The sequence below is a fragment of the Caulobacter sp. P1_B12_2 genome (assembly GCF_056406675.1).
Window position 1 is genome coordinate 1 of the sequence record NZ_JBFTZS010000045.1, and the last position, 16,078, is coordinate 16,078.

The following is a 16,078-nucleotide window of genomic DNA, read 5'->3' on the forward strand; positions in this document are numbered from 1 at the left end:
GGAAGGCTATGCGCCCGTCCTGGAAAAGTCCGGCCCGCCGCCGCCCGCTTCGGCCGGCGCCGTGGTCGAACTGCTGAAGGTGCTGCTCAAGGCGCGCGCCGAGGAGGCCGGCGTGGCTTCCAAGCTGATCGCCACGGTCTCGGACCTGGAAAAGATCGCCGCCGACGACGAGGCCAATACGCCCGCCCTGCAAGGCTGGCGGCTGGAAGCCTTCGGGTCTGACGCCCTGAAGATCAAGCGCGGTGAATTGGCGCTTGTGCTGGACGGGACCCGGGTTCGTGTGGTGGAAGTGCGTCGCGCGCCCAAGCCGGACTAAGGGCGCGGGAGGATCATAGTCCTCCAGCGTCCGGCGTCAGTTCGGTCGGGGGACTTTAGCGTGCGTATAACATGGGACAGCTTGGCCGAAGCCTATAGGCCCGCGGCGGTTTCCCATCAGCGCCAGATTCCCCTGCGCATTTTCATCATCGTCGTGCTCTGCGCGATGTTGGGGTGGCGGTCCACCTTCGCCTTCCTGATCCCCTGGGGCGTCGCCAGCCTGGTGGCCCAGCTCGTCGAGTACGGCGCGCTCAGGGACTTCCTGAAACGGCCAGCGCCGGGTCGCGCCGTGGCGTACGCCATCGCCGCCGACGTCTTCCTGGCCATCGTGTTCGGTTGGGTTGTCGTACCGATGTGGGCGATCGGAACGCCGGTGGCGTCCGCCGCCGCCGTGGTGCTGGCCACCGGTTCGGTGCTGACCGCCCTGATGGGCGCGGAGGGCTGCGTGGTGGCCTTCCTGGCGGCGGTGGCGCCGCACATGGCCTACATGTTCGTCCTGCCGTTCGTCGGCGCCACGGCGCAGGACCGGATGGCGCCGTACTACGTCGTCGGCGTGGGGCTGTTCACCCTGGTGCTGGGCCTGGTGTTCGCCTGGTCGCACCGCACCTTCGCGGCCGAGCGCGCGGCGCGTAGGACCGCCGAGGCCCAGACGGCGGCCAAGTCGGCCTTCATCGCCATGGTCAGCCACGAATTGCGCACGCCGCTGGGCGCGATCCTCAGCGGGGCCGCCGATCTGGCGCGAGACACCACCGACGCCCAAACCCAGGACAAGGGCGCCCTGATCGCTGACGCCGGCGCCATGATGCGAAGCCTGCTCAACGACCTGCTCGACCATTCCAAGATCGAGGCCGGCCACATGAGCGTGGAGGTCCTGGATTTCGATCCAAAGGCCCTGGTCAACGACACCGTGCGGTTCTGGCGGGCGGGCGCCAAGGCCAAGGGCCTGTCGCTGAAGACGACGGGCGGTCGCGACCTGCCGGCCTGGCTGCGCGGCGATCCCGTCCGCATCCGCCAGATTCTCAACAACCTGCTGTCCAACGCCATCAAGTTCACCGCCGAAGGCCGGGTCGAGGTCGCCGTCGAGGCCCGCCGCCAGGGTGAAGTCTGGCTGCTGAGCGTGGCGGTCAGCGACACCGGGCCGGGGCTCACCCATGAGCAGTTGTCGCGCCTGTTCACCGCCTATGACCAGTTGGGGGCCGACACCGCGCGGACCTTCGGCGGCACGGGACTGGGCCTGTCGATCAGCCGCGACCTGGCCCAGCTGATGGGCGGCGACCTGATCGCCCAGGCCCCGGTCGGCGGCGGCGCGCGTTTCGTGCTGAGCCTGCCTGCGCCGGAAGGCGCCGCGCCGCCCAAGCCCGCGCCCCCGGCGAGCGCGCCGCAGGTCTTCGCCGGCGCCCCGACGGCCTTGGTTGTCGACGACCACGAGGTCAATCGCCGGGTTCTCGACCAGATCCTGCGCGCGCTCGGGCTGCGGGTCGAGACCGCCGCGGACGGCGAGGCCGCCCTGACGATCGCCAGCGCTCAACGGTTCGATGTGATCCTGATGGACGTCAACATGCCGGGGTTGGACGGACTGGACGCCACGCGGCGTCTGCGCGCCCGCGGACCCAACACGGTCACGCCCGTGATCGCGGTCACCGCCGGTGTCTCACCGGCCCAGCGCGAGGCCTGTGCGGCCGCGGGCATGACCGACTGCATCGAAAAGCCGTTCGAGGTCGTCGGACTGCACGCGGCCCTGGCCCGGGCCCTGGAGGGGCAGGCGGTCTAGACCGGCTGGGCGGCCCCGCGCTCCATCGCCGCGGCGATCGCCTCGATCAGCTTGCCGGCGTCCACGGGCTTGGCCACCACGCCGTCCATGCCGGCCTGCTCGTACTCCAGCACCTGGTGGCTCATCACATTGGCCGACAGGGCCAGGATAGGGGTCGGCGACAGGCTGTGAGCGGTCTCGCGCTCGCGGATCGCGCGGGTGGCCTCGATGCCGTTCATCACCGGCATCTGGACGTCCATCAGGATCAGGTCGAAGTCGTCGGCGTGGAAGGCGTCCAGCGCCTCGCGGCCGTTGGCCACGGTGTGCAGATCGACGCCGGCCGGCTCGAGCAGGGCCCGCAGGATGAACTGGTTGGTGGCGTTGTCCTCGGCCGCCAGGATGCGCAGCGAGCGGATGTCGCCCTCGCCGGGCGCGGGATCCAGATCGTCCGCCGCGTCGGCCCGCGCGAACGGCAGGCGGAAGACGAAGGTCGAGCCCTGGCCCGCGGCGCTGTCCATGCGCAGCGTCCCGCCCATGCGCCCGACCAGCTCGCGCGAGATGGCCAGGCCCAGGCCCGTGCCGCCGAACCGGCGGGTGGTCGAGCTGTCGGCCTGGACGAACTTCTCGAACAGGGCCGCGATGCGCTCGGGAGCGATGCCGATGCCGGTGTCGGACAAGGAGAAGGTCAGCCCTTCGGGCGTCGCCTCCACGGTCAGCCGGATCTTGCCCGAGGGCGTGAACTTCACGGCGTTGGACGCCAGGTTGGACAGCACCTGGCGCAGCCGCACGCTGTCGCCGCACCAGGCCCCCAGGGCGTCGGGCCCGATCTCGGTGACGAAATCGACGTCCTTCTGGTGCGCCAGCAGGGCGAACGGACGGCAGGCGGCGGCGACCGTCTGGGCCAGGTCGAACACGTGGTCGTCCAGCTCGAAGCGGCCGGACTCGATCTTCGACAGGTCCAGCACGTCATTGAGAATGGCCAGCAGGGTCTCGCCGCTGTCGCGGATGATCTTCAGATGCTCGCGGTGCGGCGAGCCCAGGCCGCTCAGCTCCATCACCTGGGCCATGCCCAGCACGCCGTTCAGGGGCGTTCGGATCTCGTGGCTGATATTGGCCAGGAACTGCGACTTGGCGAGATTGGCGCTCTGGGCGCGGTCGCGGGCTTGAACCACCTCGGCGAGGGCGGCCTTCTGGCCGGCTTCCGAGGCGTCGAGCTCGCGCAACACTTGGCGGATGCGCAGGGCCAGGGCCAGGCCTGCGACGACCAGCAGCAGGACGCCGGGCAGGACCAGGGGCGCGGCCTTGCGCACCGCGTCCAGTCCCGGCTGTTTGGGATCCCAGGCCAGCCAGCCCAGGGGCAGGCCGCCGGGGTCGTGCAGGACGGTGCTCGCGGCCTTGTCCGGCGCCGTCTCCAGGACCCGCGGCCGCCGGATCCGCATCTCGTCGGACAGAACGGGTAGGAGATGGCGATCGACCCGCTGGGCGCACAGCACGATCACCGCCGGCTCGGCGCGGCGGACATAGCCCGCCTTTTCCGGCGTGACCGTCGAGACGGCGACCATGTAGATCTGCTCGCCCGCCCGAACGACGCCGTGAGCGGTTTCCGCGACGGTCGCGACCTGGGGACCGACCGGTTTGCGAAGGGCCCGGGCGGCGACGGCGACGGCTTCCTGACGACGGACCTCGGCGATCAGGGCGCCGGCGGCCTTGACGATCGAGGCCTGGCTCTCGGGCGCGACGCGCCCTTGCTCTGCCCAGGCGTAGAAGGGGCGGTCCTGGGCGTCCAGCATGACGGCCAGGTCGTCGCCCCGGTTGTTGGCGTAATAGGAGCCGATCTCGTGATCCAGCCAGCCGACGTCCGCGCCCGGACGCAGCAACTCGTAAGCCTGGTCCCAAACGGCGGCGGCGGCCACGTCGCTGTCCAGTCGCTCCAGCGACCGCTCCAGGGTCTGCGCGACGACGACATGCTCCTCGCGCGCCTGCAGGCGGTCGACGGACACGGCGGCGAAGGCCAGCAGGGCGCAGCCGCCCAGGACGACGATCGTCACGACGATCGCCCCCAAGACCAGCAAGCTGCGCACCGCGCGGCGGCCGGCCGGCATGCCGTTCAAGATGTCGGTCCCCCTGGACATGGCCCCAAATGGCATGCGCGCGTGTTCAAACAGTAAAGGTTGCGCGTCTGCGTAACGCGGGTTTGCGAAGGGGGTTCCGGTTCCTTTACGGGGCGATGTTCGGGATGAGGTTGCTCGCGGCCAGGGCCAGCGAGCCCAGGATCACGGCGTGAAAGACCAGGCCGACGATCACGGTGCGCTTCACCGACCAGCCGGCGTCGGCCGCGAAAGCATGGGCCAGGTCGTTCTGCAGGCGGCGGGCCGGGCCGACGACGGACACGTCGCTGTGGTTGGCGAGTCTCAGTTCTGGCCGCGCGCGTGGCGCGGGAAAGGCGACGATAGAATCTTCGACGTGTTCGACTTCGACGATCCGCTGCTTCTGCATGGATGTGCTCCCCGTTGATAAGGTGGAGCTTGCGGCGCCTGTGGATAACAAACCGTGCTCATCGAGCGATGTTCGTTGCGGCGGCCTGTCGCGGGCGCGCTGAAGGGCCAAAAGAAAGGGCCGGCTCCTTTCGGAACCGGCCCCATCTCATGACGATCACTTCCGATCAGTACTGGAAGCGGACGCCCACCTTGAAGGTCCGGCCGATCAGGCCGGGGAAGTGGAAGGCGCTCAGATAGTTCGGGTTGGAGGTATAGGCGCCCGGCGCCACCGGGGCCCGTGCGTCGAACACGTTGCCGATGTTGCCGTAGATCTGCACCTGATCGGTCACCTGGGCGGTGCCGTTCATGTCGACATTGATGAAGTCCTTGACGTAGCAGAACTTCTGCCCCATCGCGACGTCACCGTTATTGTACAGGTTTCCGTTGCCGCAGCTGGTGTCCGCGTACACATCGGCGGCGACCTGCTTGATCTTGGCGACATAGTAGGCGGTGGCCGACAGCGTGTACTTCTCGCCGAACTCGAAGGTGTTCTGCCAGTTGCCGCGCCAGTTGGGCGTGCCGTTACCGGCCGACAGGCCGTTGGGGCCCAGCGTGCCGGCGTACTTCTGCACCTTGCCGTCAGGCGTGTGCAGGTCCGACTGGATCACGTGGGTGACTTCCAGGCGGCTGATCAGCCGAACGCCTTCGGTGATCGGCAGCTTGGCCGTGGCGGCGAAGTCGACGCCAGAGGTCAGCTGGTAGTTGGCGTTGACGAACGGGGCGTTGATGATCAGCACCCGCGGCAGGGCGTTGGGGAACAGCGGATCGACGCCGTCGACGACGTTGCACGAATAGCCCGGGCCCACCGCCGCAACCGCGGCGCAGGCGTCGGTCTGGTTCGTCTTGCTGTAGTAGGCGGCGCGCGCCTGGGCGAGCAACGGACCGGCGACGATCAGGCCGTCCTTCTTCACGTTGTAGTAGTCGACCGTCATGCTGAGCCAAGGGGTCGGCTCGAAGATGGCCCCGGCCGTGAAGCTGCGCGAGATTTCCGGCTTCAGGTCAGGGTTGCCGTTATAGCCGCCGCCGATCGAGTACTGGCCGGCATAGGGGTTCTTGTTGCCGCCGGTGACCGTGCCGCCATGGGCGTTCTGGAAGCTGACCGGCGGGGTGTAGTTCGAGAAGCCGGCATATTGCGAGCGCGGGCTGGCTTCGGCGAAGGTCGGGGCGCGGAAGCCCTCGGCATAGGTGCCGCGGAAGGCCAGCTGCTTGATCGGCGTGTACTTCACCCCGAACTTCGGAGAGAAGTGCCCGTAGCCTTCCGAATAGTGGTCATAGCGCCCCGAGACGTCGAGTTCGACATTCTCGAGCACCGGAGCCAATATTTCGAAATAGCCGGCCGACACGGTGTGCTTGCCGAACGCCGACGAGGTGGTCAGGGTCCAGGTGTCGAGACGGGCGTTCTGGTTGTTGTTCTCCAGCTCCTCGCGACGGATCTGGCCGCCCAATGCCAGCTGCAGGTCGCCGCCGGGCAGGGTCCACAGGCTCTTGGTGATCGAACCTTCCACGGCCATCAGCGACGAATGCGAGGGCGTGGTGATGTCCGGCGCGATCGAATTGCGGACCGCGGCGGTGTTGAGGTTCGGGTTCACGAAGTTATAGGCGCCGGTATTGATCGCCTTCAGCGTGTTGGCGATGTTCAGATAGCCGTGCTGCGTAAGGGTCAGGTTGTCCTTGGCGCCGACGGCCTCGACCCGCCAATCCCAGCCTTCGCCGAAGCTGCCGGTCAGGCCGGCGGTGCCACGGATGACTTCGTTGCGGCGGTCGCTAGCGAACGGGATGTCGCCGAAGATGTAGTAGATGCGCGCCGCGCCGTTCGCCGGATCGTTGGCGTAGGTGGCGGCATACGGGTTGTTCGGGTTCAGGGTGCGATCGGCGGCGCTGACGCAGTTCACGCCGGACGAGCAGATCCAAACCGGCAGGACCATGCCGGGATTGTTGGACGCCACCGAAGCGGGCGCGCCGAACGGCTGACGCAGGCGCGTGTTCTGCGGCTGGCCCTTGATGCTGACGTCGCTGCGCGAGAAGCTGCCGGTGGCGTAGGCTTCGACGGCCTCGCTGAGGCGGACGCTCAGGCGGCCGTTGACCGCGAAGCGCTTCTGCAGCGGCGCGATCTGGTTGTACTTGTCGGCCAGATTGTACTTGCAGCTGGTGCCTTGGGCGGCGCCCGAGGTGACGGTGAAGGTCCCGTCCGGGCAGTTCAGGTTCAGCGCCTGGTACTGGTTGGTGAACGCCGAGCCGGCGGTGCCCGCCAGCGGGTTGTTCAGGTCGGTCTGGCCCACCCGCGTGACGACGGCGGTCGGCGTTCCGGTCAGCGGCACCAAGCTGCTGTCGGCGGTGTTGTTGTCCACCCCGCCGATCGAGGTCAGGTCCAGGTTGTTGTAGGGGAAGCCGCGGCTGTGGTTGGTGACCCGGCCGTCCTTCTGGTACTCGCCGTTGATGTAGACGTTCCAGCCGCTCTCGGCGTAGTCGCCATAGCCCAGGGTCAGGTCGGCGCGCTCGTGCTCGGCGTCGCTCTTCCRGCTCTGGCCGGCCTCGATGCTGCCCATGGCCCCGACGAAGGTCTTCTTCAGTTTCAGGTTCACAACGCCGCCGATGGCGTCGGCGCCGTACGACGACGAGGCGCCGTCTTTCAGCACTTCGATGCTGTCGATCAGGCTGAACGGAATCGAATTCAGGTCGACATAGGCGTTATGGCCGTCGTCGTTCAGCGGGAAGTTGGCCGAGCGCAGGCCGTCGACCAGCACGAGGGTGGACGAAACGCCCAGGCCGCGCAGCGAGACGGCCGAGCCGCCGGCGCTGAAGCCGCCCTGGAAGCCCGTGGGGATCGAACCGGCGCCGTCGGCCGAGATCGAACGAATGGCGTCGGCCGCCGTGCTGATGCCCGCATGTTGCAGGTTCTCGGAGGTCAGGACGGTGACCGGCGAGGGCGTTTCAGTGTCCGTGCGGCGGAACAGCGAACCGGTGACGACGATTTCCTCAACCTCGGTCTGGTCCGCCGCAGCGGCCGGCGCGGCGGTCTGGGCGGCGGCTTGGCTGGTCGCGAACATGGCCACGGCGGCGCCGCAGATCATCGTCGAGGCGAGCAAACGCTCTCGGAAGGGTTTAGTATTCAAGGCGTGTCCCCACTGAATGACCGCACCTCTCGGGGTGCGGTGAAGAGCCGGCATTCAGATTTTCTGATTCCGACGGCAGCAGGGCTACAGATCGTTGAGACGACGGGTCAACAATCATTCCATTAATGAAATGTAACGTGGTTTTTATGTCGCATATGCGTGTTTATCGTTTCACGATAGCAACAAAGGCAACTTTATCGATTGTCGATAGGTGCAAACGCTCAGACGTAGAGTGAGCGTCGGATTTTAAACTTATACAGCTTTTACGAGCATTGCCGCCGGCGTCGTCAGAGCGCCGTGATCTTGACCTTCAAGCCTAGCAAGGCGGCCAAGGCGCCCGCTCTTTTGGCAGTCTGCTCGCCAAGGAGAAGGTCGGCGTAACCCGGCTCGGCGGTCAGCAGCAGGTCGCCCTTGTCGATGATCAGCCGCGACCGAGCCAGGAGCGGCGCGCTGCGGCCCGACAGGTCGCAGCCCAGACGGATGGCGGCGCCGACGGCTCGGGCCCGCTTGAGGCGTCCGGGCGACAGCAGGCGCTCCAGCACCTCCATCTCCGGCGGGGTGAAGGCCGTGGCGTGGCGCGCGAAGGCCGCCGCGGCCAGGAAGGCGCGTTCGGCGTGGGTCTGGCCCGCGATCGGCGCGCGCAGCACCTGCTCGAACACCAGGTCGGCGCGATGATCCGGGTGAAGGCGGGCGCCCAGGTCGGCCAAGCGGCAGGCGGCCGAGGCCAGGACGGCGTCGCGTTCGCCGAAGCAGGGCGGCAGTTGGGCCAGGGCCGGCGCAAGCCAAGTGTCCAGCGCCGCGCCCAGTTCGTCGGCCACGCCTTGCCGGGCCCCCAGGGAGGCGCAGCCTTCAATGAGCGGGTCCAGTCGGCGCACGCCGGGCGGCATGGCCTCGAACAGCAACCCCTCGCGCACGCCATAGGCCGAGATCTCGATGCGCTTGAAGTCCAGGCTTTCGATCAGCTGCTCCAGCACCACGGCCGCGTAGGGCAGGGTCTCCGAGCGCTTCTTGCTCATGCCCTCGATGCGTTCCAGCGAGCTCTTCGACTGGTGGGCGACCAGCCGGGCGGCGTCCAGGGCCTCGGCGCGGCTGATGCTGTACTGATGGACGACGTGCAGCGGATAGCCGGTCAGGCGCATGTGCAGCAGGGCCAGGTTCCGCCAGGCGCCGCCGACCGCGTGGAAGACGTCGGTCTTGAAGGCTTCGGCCACCGGGGCCAGGCGCTGGGCGCACAGGCGGCGCACCTTCTCCAGATCGAAGCCGTCCGACAGGCCCAGGCTGAACGGACCCAGCGGCAGGGTGACGCCCAGGCCCGCGCCGGTGGACTCCAGCCGGATCAGCTCCAGGCTGGCGCCGCCCAGGTCGCCGACCACGCCCGTGGCGTCGGGCGCGCCGGCCAGCACGCCCAGGGCCGCATAGCGGGCCTCTTCCTCGCCCGACAGCACGCGGGTGGAAAAGCCGGTCTCGGCCAGGATCTGCTTGACGAAAGCGGCCCCATCCTTGGCCTCGCGCACGGCGGCGGTGGCGGCGATGAAGGTCTCGGCCGGCTTGACCGCTTCGAGTACGGCGCGGAAGCGCTTGAGCGCCGCCAGGGTCTGGGCCACGCCCTCGGGGTTCAGCTTGCCGCCGTCGCCGAGGTCACGGCCAAGCCCGGCCAGGACCTTCTCGTTGAAGACGGTCCAGATCGCGCGGCCTTCCAGCCGGTACACCACGAGGCGGACCGAGTTGGAGCCGATATCGATAACGGCCGCGTCGCGCGGCGCCGCAAAAGGCATGGAGCTGGTTTAGCCTATTGGGCGGGGAGGGGAAGGCGGCGCGAGCAAAAAGCTTCCCCCTTCGCCAAGTCAGCGCTTCAGGCCGACCAACGGCGCGGGGTCGTTCAGCGTTTGCCGGCAGGCGCGCAGCCGCCAGCCCGCCTCGCCCTTGTCGTAGTAGCAGGAGCCGAAGCTGACCGGTTTGCCGTTGGCGCGGCGACCGCCCTTGGTCATGGCATATCTGTTGTCGGGGCTGATCAGCAGGTGCTCGACCGGCTTGGCGCGGACGGGGCAATGGCCCCACGAGCGCCCGTGGCCCATCACCTGCCAGCCTGGTCCGTAGATCACGCCCGACTTGAACAGGGCGCGCTCGTGCGCCTTGGCCCAAGCCAGGTCGTAGGCGTCGCCGACCTGGCTGTCGCCGGGCACGCCGGGCAGGGCGAAGATCGCGCAGATCTCGGCCTGCTGGCTGGGACGAGGGCCGCAGGCGCTCAGGCTCAGCGCCGCCAGCACGATCAGCGCGCGCCTCACCCCCGCTTACGCGGTCCGACGTGGTCGAAGGCCTGAGGCAGGTCCTTCACCTTGTGGCCGCGGCCCGACAGGCTGGGATTGGTCATGAAGTATTCGTGGGCCGAGAAGGCGCCCTTGCGGTCCCAGGCCGGGTCGCGGGCGTAGCTGCCCTCGCTGTCGAGGTTCCAGCTCTGAGCCTCGTCGTTGAGGTTGGCGACCATGATCTGGTTCAGCACCTGCTGGTGCACCGTGGGGTTTTCGACCGGGACCAGGCTTTCCACCCGGCGGTCCAGGTTGCGCGGCATCCAGTCGGCCGAGCTGATGAAGACCCGGGTCTGGGCGCTGGGCATCGCCCCGCCGCAGGCGAAGGCCACCACGCGGGCATGCTCCAGGAACCGGCCGACGATCGACTTGACGCGGATGTTCTCCGACAGGCCCTTGATGCCCGGACGCAGGCAGCAGATGCCGCGCACGACCAGGTCGATCTGCACGCCGTCCTGGCTGGCGCTGTAGAGGGCGTCGATGATCTGCGGGTCGACCACGGCGTTCATCTTGGCCCAGATCGCCGCCGGCTTGCCCTCGCGGGCGTTACGGGCCTCGGCCGCGATCATCTTCAGCAGGTCAGGCTTCAGCGTCTCGGGCGAGAAGCTCAGCTTTTCCAGCCCGTGCGGCTGGGCGTAGCCGGTGATGAAGTTGAACAGCTTGCCGCCGTCGCGGCCCAGGGCCGGGTCGCAGGTGAACAGGCTGAGGTCGGTGTAAACCCGCGCCGTCTGCGGGTGATAGTTCCCGGTGCCGAAGTGGCAATAGGTGCGCAGGGCCTCGCCCTCGCGCCGCACCACCACCGACAGCTTGGCGTGGGTCTTCCAGTCGACGAAGCCGAACACCACGTGGACGCCGGCCCGCTCCAGGTCGCGGGCCCACTTCAGGTTATTTTCCTCGTCGAAGCGCGCCTTGATCTCGACCAGCGCCGTGACGTTCTTGCCGTTGTCGGCCGCCTCGATCAGGGCCGCGACGATCGGGCTGTCCTTGGACGTCCGGTACAGGGTCTGCTTGATCGCCACCACGTTCGGATCGCGGGCGGCCTGGCGCACGAACTGCACCACCACGTCGAAGCTCTCGAACGGGTGATGGACCAGGATGTCCTTCTCGCGGATCGCCGCGAAGCAGTCGCCGCCGTGGTCGCGCACGCGCTCGGGGAAGCGGGCGTTGTAGGGCTTGAACTTCAGGTCCGGGCGGTCGGGCGGGATCAGCTCGGCCATCTGGGCCAGGCCCAGCTTGCCGTCGACCAGCACCACGTCCTCGGGCTGGGCGCGCAGGCCCTCGATGATGAACTCGCGCAGGTCCTCGGGCATGGTAGTCTGGATCTTGACCCGCACCACGCGGCCCAGGCGACGCTTCTTCAGCCGCGCCTCGAACTCGCGCACCAGATCCTCGGCCTCTTCCTCGATCTCCAGGTCGCTGTCGCGGATCAGGCGGAACAGGCCGCGGCCCTCGACCTCGTAGCCGGGGAACAGGTGGCCCAGGAACAGGATGATGAAGCTTTCCAGCGCCACGATCCGCCGCTCGCGCTTGCGCGTGGTCTTGGCCGGGGCCTGGCTCAGCTCCCAGAACCGCTGCACCTGACTGGGCACCGGCACCAGGGCGTACAGGTGCTTGTCGTCGGCGATGCGACGCAGCTTCAGCGCCAGACAGAAGCCCAGGTTCGGGATGAACGGGAACGGGTGGGCCGGATCGATGGCCAGGGGCGTCAGCACCGGGAACATCCGGGTCAGGAAGATCTCCTCGGCCCGCTCGTGGTCGGGGCCGACGATGTCCTTGGCGTCCAGCAGCTTGAGGCCCTCGCCCCACAGCTCGGCCCGCACCTCTCGCCAGATCCGCTGCTGCTCGGCCATCAGCTCGGCGGCCGAGGCGTTGATCCGCGACAGCTGCTCGCCGGGCGTCAGCCCGTCCTGGCTGACCACCCGCACGCCCTCGCGCACCTGGCCCTTCAGGCCGGCCACGCGGACCATGTAGAATTCGTCGAGGTTGTTGGCCGAGATCGACAGGAACCGCAGCCGCTCCAGCAGCGGGTGGCGAAGATTGCCGCTCTCCTCCAGGACCCGCTGGTTGAAGGCCAGCCACGAGGTCTCGCGGTTGAAGAACCGCTCGGGCGAGGCCAGCAGCTCGTCGTCCAGCCGCAGGCCCGCCAGGTCCGGCGCGGCCGGCGACGGCGCGGCGGGCAGGTCGAGGGCTGTGGCGGCGTCAGTCATGGAAAGCTCCGGTTTACCGGGTACAGAGTGACCGAGGGTGGTGACAGGAGCAAGACAAACGCCCGTGCGGACCTCGGCGTCGCAAGCTTTGCCTGGAAGATGTTCCCAAAGGTTTGAGGCGCCCCTCTTCCCCCTGCGGGGGAAGACGACCGCGAAGCGGTCCGTAGGGGGCAAGTGTTCGCCGCCTCAGTCCTCGTCGTCTTCGGGATCCCCGAAATCCAGCACCGCCAACGCCAGCGCCTTGTTCACCTCGCGCCCCTGCTCGATGGACGCCTCGTCCAGGGCCGCCACCGCGGCCAGGGCGGCCGGCGCGGAGCGGGGCAGCCTGGCCATCAGATAGGGATAGAGGTCGCCCGTCGGCCGGATGCCCGCCGCCTCGAAGCCGCGCCGCAGCACCGCCTCCAGCACCACGTCGTCGGGCTCGTCGATGCGGGCCACGGTCAGGGCGTTGAGCCGCGAGCGCAGGTCGGGCACCGCCGCCTCCCAGGCCACGGGGGCCAGGCGGCCGGTCAGCAGCAGGCTGCCGCCGTCGACCCCGGCCATGTTGATCAGGTGGAACAGGGTCTCGTCGTCGACCAGGTCGCCGTCAGAGCGGCGGTCTACGTCCTCGACCAGCAACGGCCGGCCGCGCAGCGAGGCCAGGTCGAGCGGCTGGCCATGGGTGGAGGCCGCCTCGATCGTCACGGCCGAGGCCCGCCGGGCCCAGTCGCGCGCCAGATGCGTCTTGCCCGCGCCCGCCGGCCCGACCAGGGCCATCCGCCCGTCGGGCCAGGCCGGCCAGGCGTCCAATCCCTCCAGCGCCTGGACATTGGTCGGCGACGACGCGAACGACTCCCGGTCCCAGCAGGGCGGGTCGGTCAGCGGCAGTCGGAACTGACGGGGCAAGGCGGCGTCCGGACGTGGTTACTCTGTTACCGGAGATATAGGGCGCGTCGCGGGTGAGGGCGAGGGTGTGAGGCGGCTTGGCTGGGGATGAGGAAGGGAGAGGTGTGGATGGGAAAAAGCGCTCGCTCTGCTTCCCACCTCCCCAACGTCCGTCATTCCCGCCCTTGTGGCGGGAACCCCTCGCGCCGCCGCATGGGCGGTAGGGTGGCGCGCCAGCGCGCCAAGGCAGCACATGTTCAGCTGAAGCAGGGCGCTGCTAGTGTCCGCGCCCCACAGCGACCGATGTGGATCAGTCCTCTAGACTGTCCACGCGAGAGGTGAGGTCTTCAACCTCACTCTCCAACTCGGCAATCCGGCCTTCGAGCTCCGCGACCTTGGCGGACTCGTTAGCGGTAGCGTCGGCGACATCCGCAGCTATATCCGCGACCTCGTCACGCTGCTTAGCGCTTAGACCGGGGGCGCTACATGCGGCCAGTGTTAGGCAAAGCACCAGAATCGCGATGCGATTCATTGTCTGCCCCTAACATTGGGCCGCGCGTGGCCTAGCTTCACGCAAGCTTAGCGAGACCATAAGGTAAAGCCAGCACCGATACGGGAGCCTGGTTTCCTGCGGAGAGCCAACGCCAGCATTTTATCCGACCAGACAATTAGCGTGWTTGCTTTGGGCACCCGCCGCCCCTCAAACCTGCCGAGGAACCGGCGTCCAGTTGAACACCCCCTCATAAAGATCATCCCAGCGCGGATTGTCACGTTCGATCAGGTTGATCTTCCACTGGCGCGGCCAGCGCTTGATCGAGGTCTCGCGCTGGATGGCGTCGGTCATCTGATGGTGGACCTCGTACCAGACCAAACGGGTGAGGCCATATTGCCGCGTGAAGCCGCCGACGCCTTCGCGATGCTGGATGATCCGGCTTTCGAACCGGCCGGTGACGCCGGTGTAGAGCGTGCCGCGATAGTGGTCGGTCATCATGTAGACCGCGATCCAGGCGTCAGCGGCGACCATTGGGACCTGCAAGGGTGAGTGAAGCTACAGGTTGATTTTATTCGACGCAACTCAACCGTCAATCGCCGCGAATTCCGAGTGTGGCGCGCTAGCGCGCCAAGGCCTCTCACCGTCGGCTGAACCAGGGGTTCCCGCCACAAGGGCGGGAATGACGGACGTTGGGATGTTGAGGTGTTGGGGAGCGGCGATGCAGCTCGCTATATGTCCGTCATGACCACCCCCCAAGACCTCGCCGCCTGGCGCGCCCGCATCACCAAGCCCGCCGGGCCGCTGGGGAACGCCTCGCGCGCCGTCCAGCGGAAGATCAACACGATCATTCCCGAGAAGGTCCACGCCGCGATCACCGCCGCCATGGAGGGCATGACCCGGGCGATCCTGACCGGGGCCGACTTCGCCACGGCCTCGCCGTTGCGCGACGCCGGCCTGGATGAGCGCGAGGCCAAGGCCCTGGCCGCCATCGACGGCTGGAAGAAGGCCGCCGGGGCCGAGGGCGGCGTGGCGGGGGCGGGCGGGTTCCTGCTGGCGGCGGCCGACTTCCCGCTGCTGATGAGCTTCAAGCTGAAGCTGCTGTTCGAGATCGCCGCCCTCTACGGCCATGACGGCGGCGCGCTGAGCGAGCGGCTCTATATCCTGCACATCTTCGAGCTGGCCTTCTCGGACGTGGAGCATCGCATCCAGGTGCTGGAGGCCATGGACGACTGGGACTCGCGCCCGCATCCCGCCGACCTGAAGGACTTCGACTGGCGGGCGTTCCAGCAGCAGTATCGCGACCACATCGACCTGGCCAAGCTGGCCCAGATGCTGCCCATCGTCGGCGCGCCGGTCGGGGCCGTGGTCAACTGGCGGCTGACGGCGCACCTGGGGAAGACGGCGATGATGGCCTACCGGATGCGGTGGCTGCGGGGACATGCACTCACGTCGTGACCTCGGAGACTTCGCGGTGCGCATGATGTGTGTGCGTGTCCCCATCGTCGTCCGCTGAGCCAGGGTGTTCTTCGGGATGAAGATCGAGCGCCGGGGATGACGGTGGGGACACGCACTCACCCCACCACTCGGGATTGATTTGCGGGACCATGGCCATGAGTGCATGTCCCCGGCGCGCGGCCGTGTAAGGTCGCGCCATGCCCGCACCCACCACCCGCGCCAGTCGCCTGATTCCCRCCAGTCCCGACGCCGTCTGGGACGCCCTGATGGACCCCAAGGCCCTGGTCGAATGGCTGCCGCCCGGCGACATGACCGGAAAGATGCACGCCTTCGACGGCCGCGAGGGCGGCGGGTTCGAGATGTCGCTCTACTATCCGGAGGGCGAGGCCGAGGACGTCGGCAAGACCGCCGCCCGCGAGGACCGCACCCGCGTGCGGTTCACCAGCCTGGAGCCGGGACGGCGCGTGGTCTGGGCGGTGCTGTTCGACACCGACGATCCGTCGCTGCAATCGCAGATGACCATGACCGTGACCCTCGACCCCGCCGACGACGGCACGCGGGTCAGCCTGGTGTCCACGGACCTGCCGCCGGGCCTGAAGCCGGCGGACAACGCGGCGGGATCCCGGCAGAGCCTGGAGAAGCTGGCGAAGTGGTTCAGGAAATAGACACTCTCTGATCCGCTCATCCCGGCGAAGGCCGAGACCCAGATGGAATAGCTGTGAGGCTGACGCCAAACGCTCGGAGCTCTTCCAACCCGCCACACCGCTACGGGATCTGGGTCCCGGCCTTCGCCGGGATGAGCGGATTTTGTGGGCTTATGCTCTACGTAGAGCCAACAAACCCTCGCGATTTCAACGCCCTGAACTTTCTCGACCGAACTTATCCCCATCCTCCAAACCGGCCGTATCCTGTTCCCACCTCGTTGCAGGGAAAGGGCGCATGGCCAGCGACCGATGCGGCGGCGGGGGGCGATCGAGCGGAGAGCGCTCATCGACGTCGGGCTCGCGTGCGTAGGAGTTGGACGACCTCGTGGTTCTT

The 16,078-nt window shown here is 68.0% G+C and carries 11 protein-coding genes and 1 pseudogene; 4 read left to right on the top strand and 8 right to left on the bottom strand.

All coding sequences use genetic code 11. The features are described from left to right. Positions 1 to 316, top strand: a pseudogene (locus AC1DZ6_RS04750) (ribonuclease D); the annotation flags it as partial. A 60-nt stretch (positions 317 to 376) separates the two neighbouring features. Further along, positions 377 to 2,086: a response regulator gene (locus AC1DZ6_RS04755; protein WP_477096043.1), complete on the top strand. Its 1,710-nt coding sequence runs from the start codon at positions 377 to 379 to the stop codon at positions 2,084 to 2,086. On the opposite strand, the gene AC1DZ6_RS04760 is transcribed toward AC1DZ6_RS04755, so the two are convergent. From AC1DZ6_RS04760 to AC1DZ6_RS04795, 8 genes are all read right to left on the bottom strand, one after another. Then, positions 2,083 to 4,197, bottom strand: a complete 2,115-nt coding sequence (locus AC1DZ6_RS04760; protein WP_477096044.1) for an ATP-binding protein — start codon at positions 4,195 to 4,197, stop codon at positions 2,083 to 2,085. The two genes, AC1DZ6_RS04755 and AC1DZ6_RS04760, sit on opposite strands and share 4 nt — an antisense overlap. Before the next feature lie 85 nt (positions 4,198 to 4,282). Further along, positions 4,283 to 4,561, bottom strand: coding sequence for a hypothetical protein (locus AC1DZ6_RS04765; RefSeq protein ID WP_477096045.1), 279 nt, complete (start codon positions 4,559 to 4,561; stop codon positions 4,283 to 4,285). A 166-nt stretch (positions 4,562 to 4,727) separates the two neighbouring features. Next, complete coding sequence (locus AC1DZ6_RS04770) at positions 4,728 to 7,688, bottom strand: TonB-dependent receptor domain-containing protein (RefSeq protein ID WP_477096046.1); 2,961 nt, start codon at positions 7,686 to 7,688, stop codon at positions 4,728 to 4,730. Between the two features lie 314 nt (positions 7,689 to 8,002). Next, a complete protein-coding gene (locus AC1DZ6_RS04775) occupies positions 8,003 to 9,490 on the bottom strand; it encodes a Ppx/GppA phosphatase family protein (RefSeq protein WP_477096047.1) in 1,488 nt (495 codons plus the stop codon). Positions 9,491 to 9,559: 69 nt separating this feature from the next. Continuing rightward, complete coding sequence (locus AC1DZ6_RS04780; RefSeq protein ID WP_477096048.1) at positions 9,560 to 10,000, bottom strand: hypothetical protein; 441 nt, start codon at positions 9,998 to 10,000, stop codon at positions 9,560 to 9,562. Further along, complete coding sequence (locus AC1DZ6_RS04785; protein ID WP_477096049.1) at positions 9,997 to 12,228, bottom strand: RNA degradosome polyphosphate kinase; 2,232 nt, start codon at positions 12,226 to 12,228, stop codon at positions 9,997 to 9,999. The genes AC1DZ6_RS04780 and AC1DZ6_RS04785 overlap by 4 nt, the downstream gene beginning before the upstream one ends. Positions 12,229 to 12,414: 186 nt before the next feature. Then, a complete protein-coding gene (gene hdaA, locus AC1DZ6_RS04790; protein WP_477096050.1) occupies positions 12,415 to 13,113 on the bottom strand; it encodes a DnaA regulatory inactivator HdaA in 699 nt (232 codons plus the stop codon). Between the two features lie 679 nt (positions 13,114 to 13,792). Then, complete coding sequence (locus tag AC1DZ6_RS04795; protein WP_477096051.1) at positions 13,793 to 14,116, bottom strand: GIY-YIG nuclease family protein; 324 nt, start codon at positions 14,114 to 14,116, stop codon at positions 13,793 to 13,795. Between the two features lie 210 nt (positions 14,117 to 14,326). On the opposite strand from AC1DZ6_RS04795, the gene AC1DZ6_RS04800 reads away from it, so the two are divergent. Together AC1DZ6_RS04800 and AC1DZ6_RS04805 are read left to right on the top strand one after the other, a co-directional pair. Continuing rightward, the gene (locus AC1DZ6_RS04800; RefSeq protein WP_477096052.1) at positions 14,327 to 15,040 is read left to right on the top strand and encodes an EcsC family protein; all 714 of its coding nucleotides are present in this window, start codon (positions 14,327 to 14,329) and stop codon (positions 15,038 to 15,040) included. A 197-nt stretch (positions 15,041 to 15,237) separates the two neighbouring features. After that, entirely contained in the window at positions 15,238 to 15,705 is a 468-nt protein-coding gene (locus AC1DZ6_RS04805) for an SRPBCC domain-containing protein (protein WP_477096053.1), read from the top strand. The last annotated feature ends 373 nt before the right edge of the window (positions 15,706 to 16,078 follow it).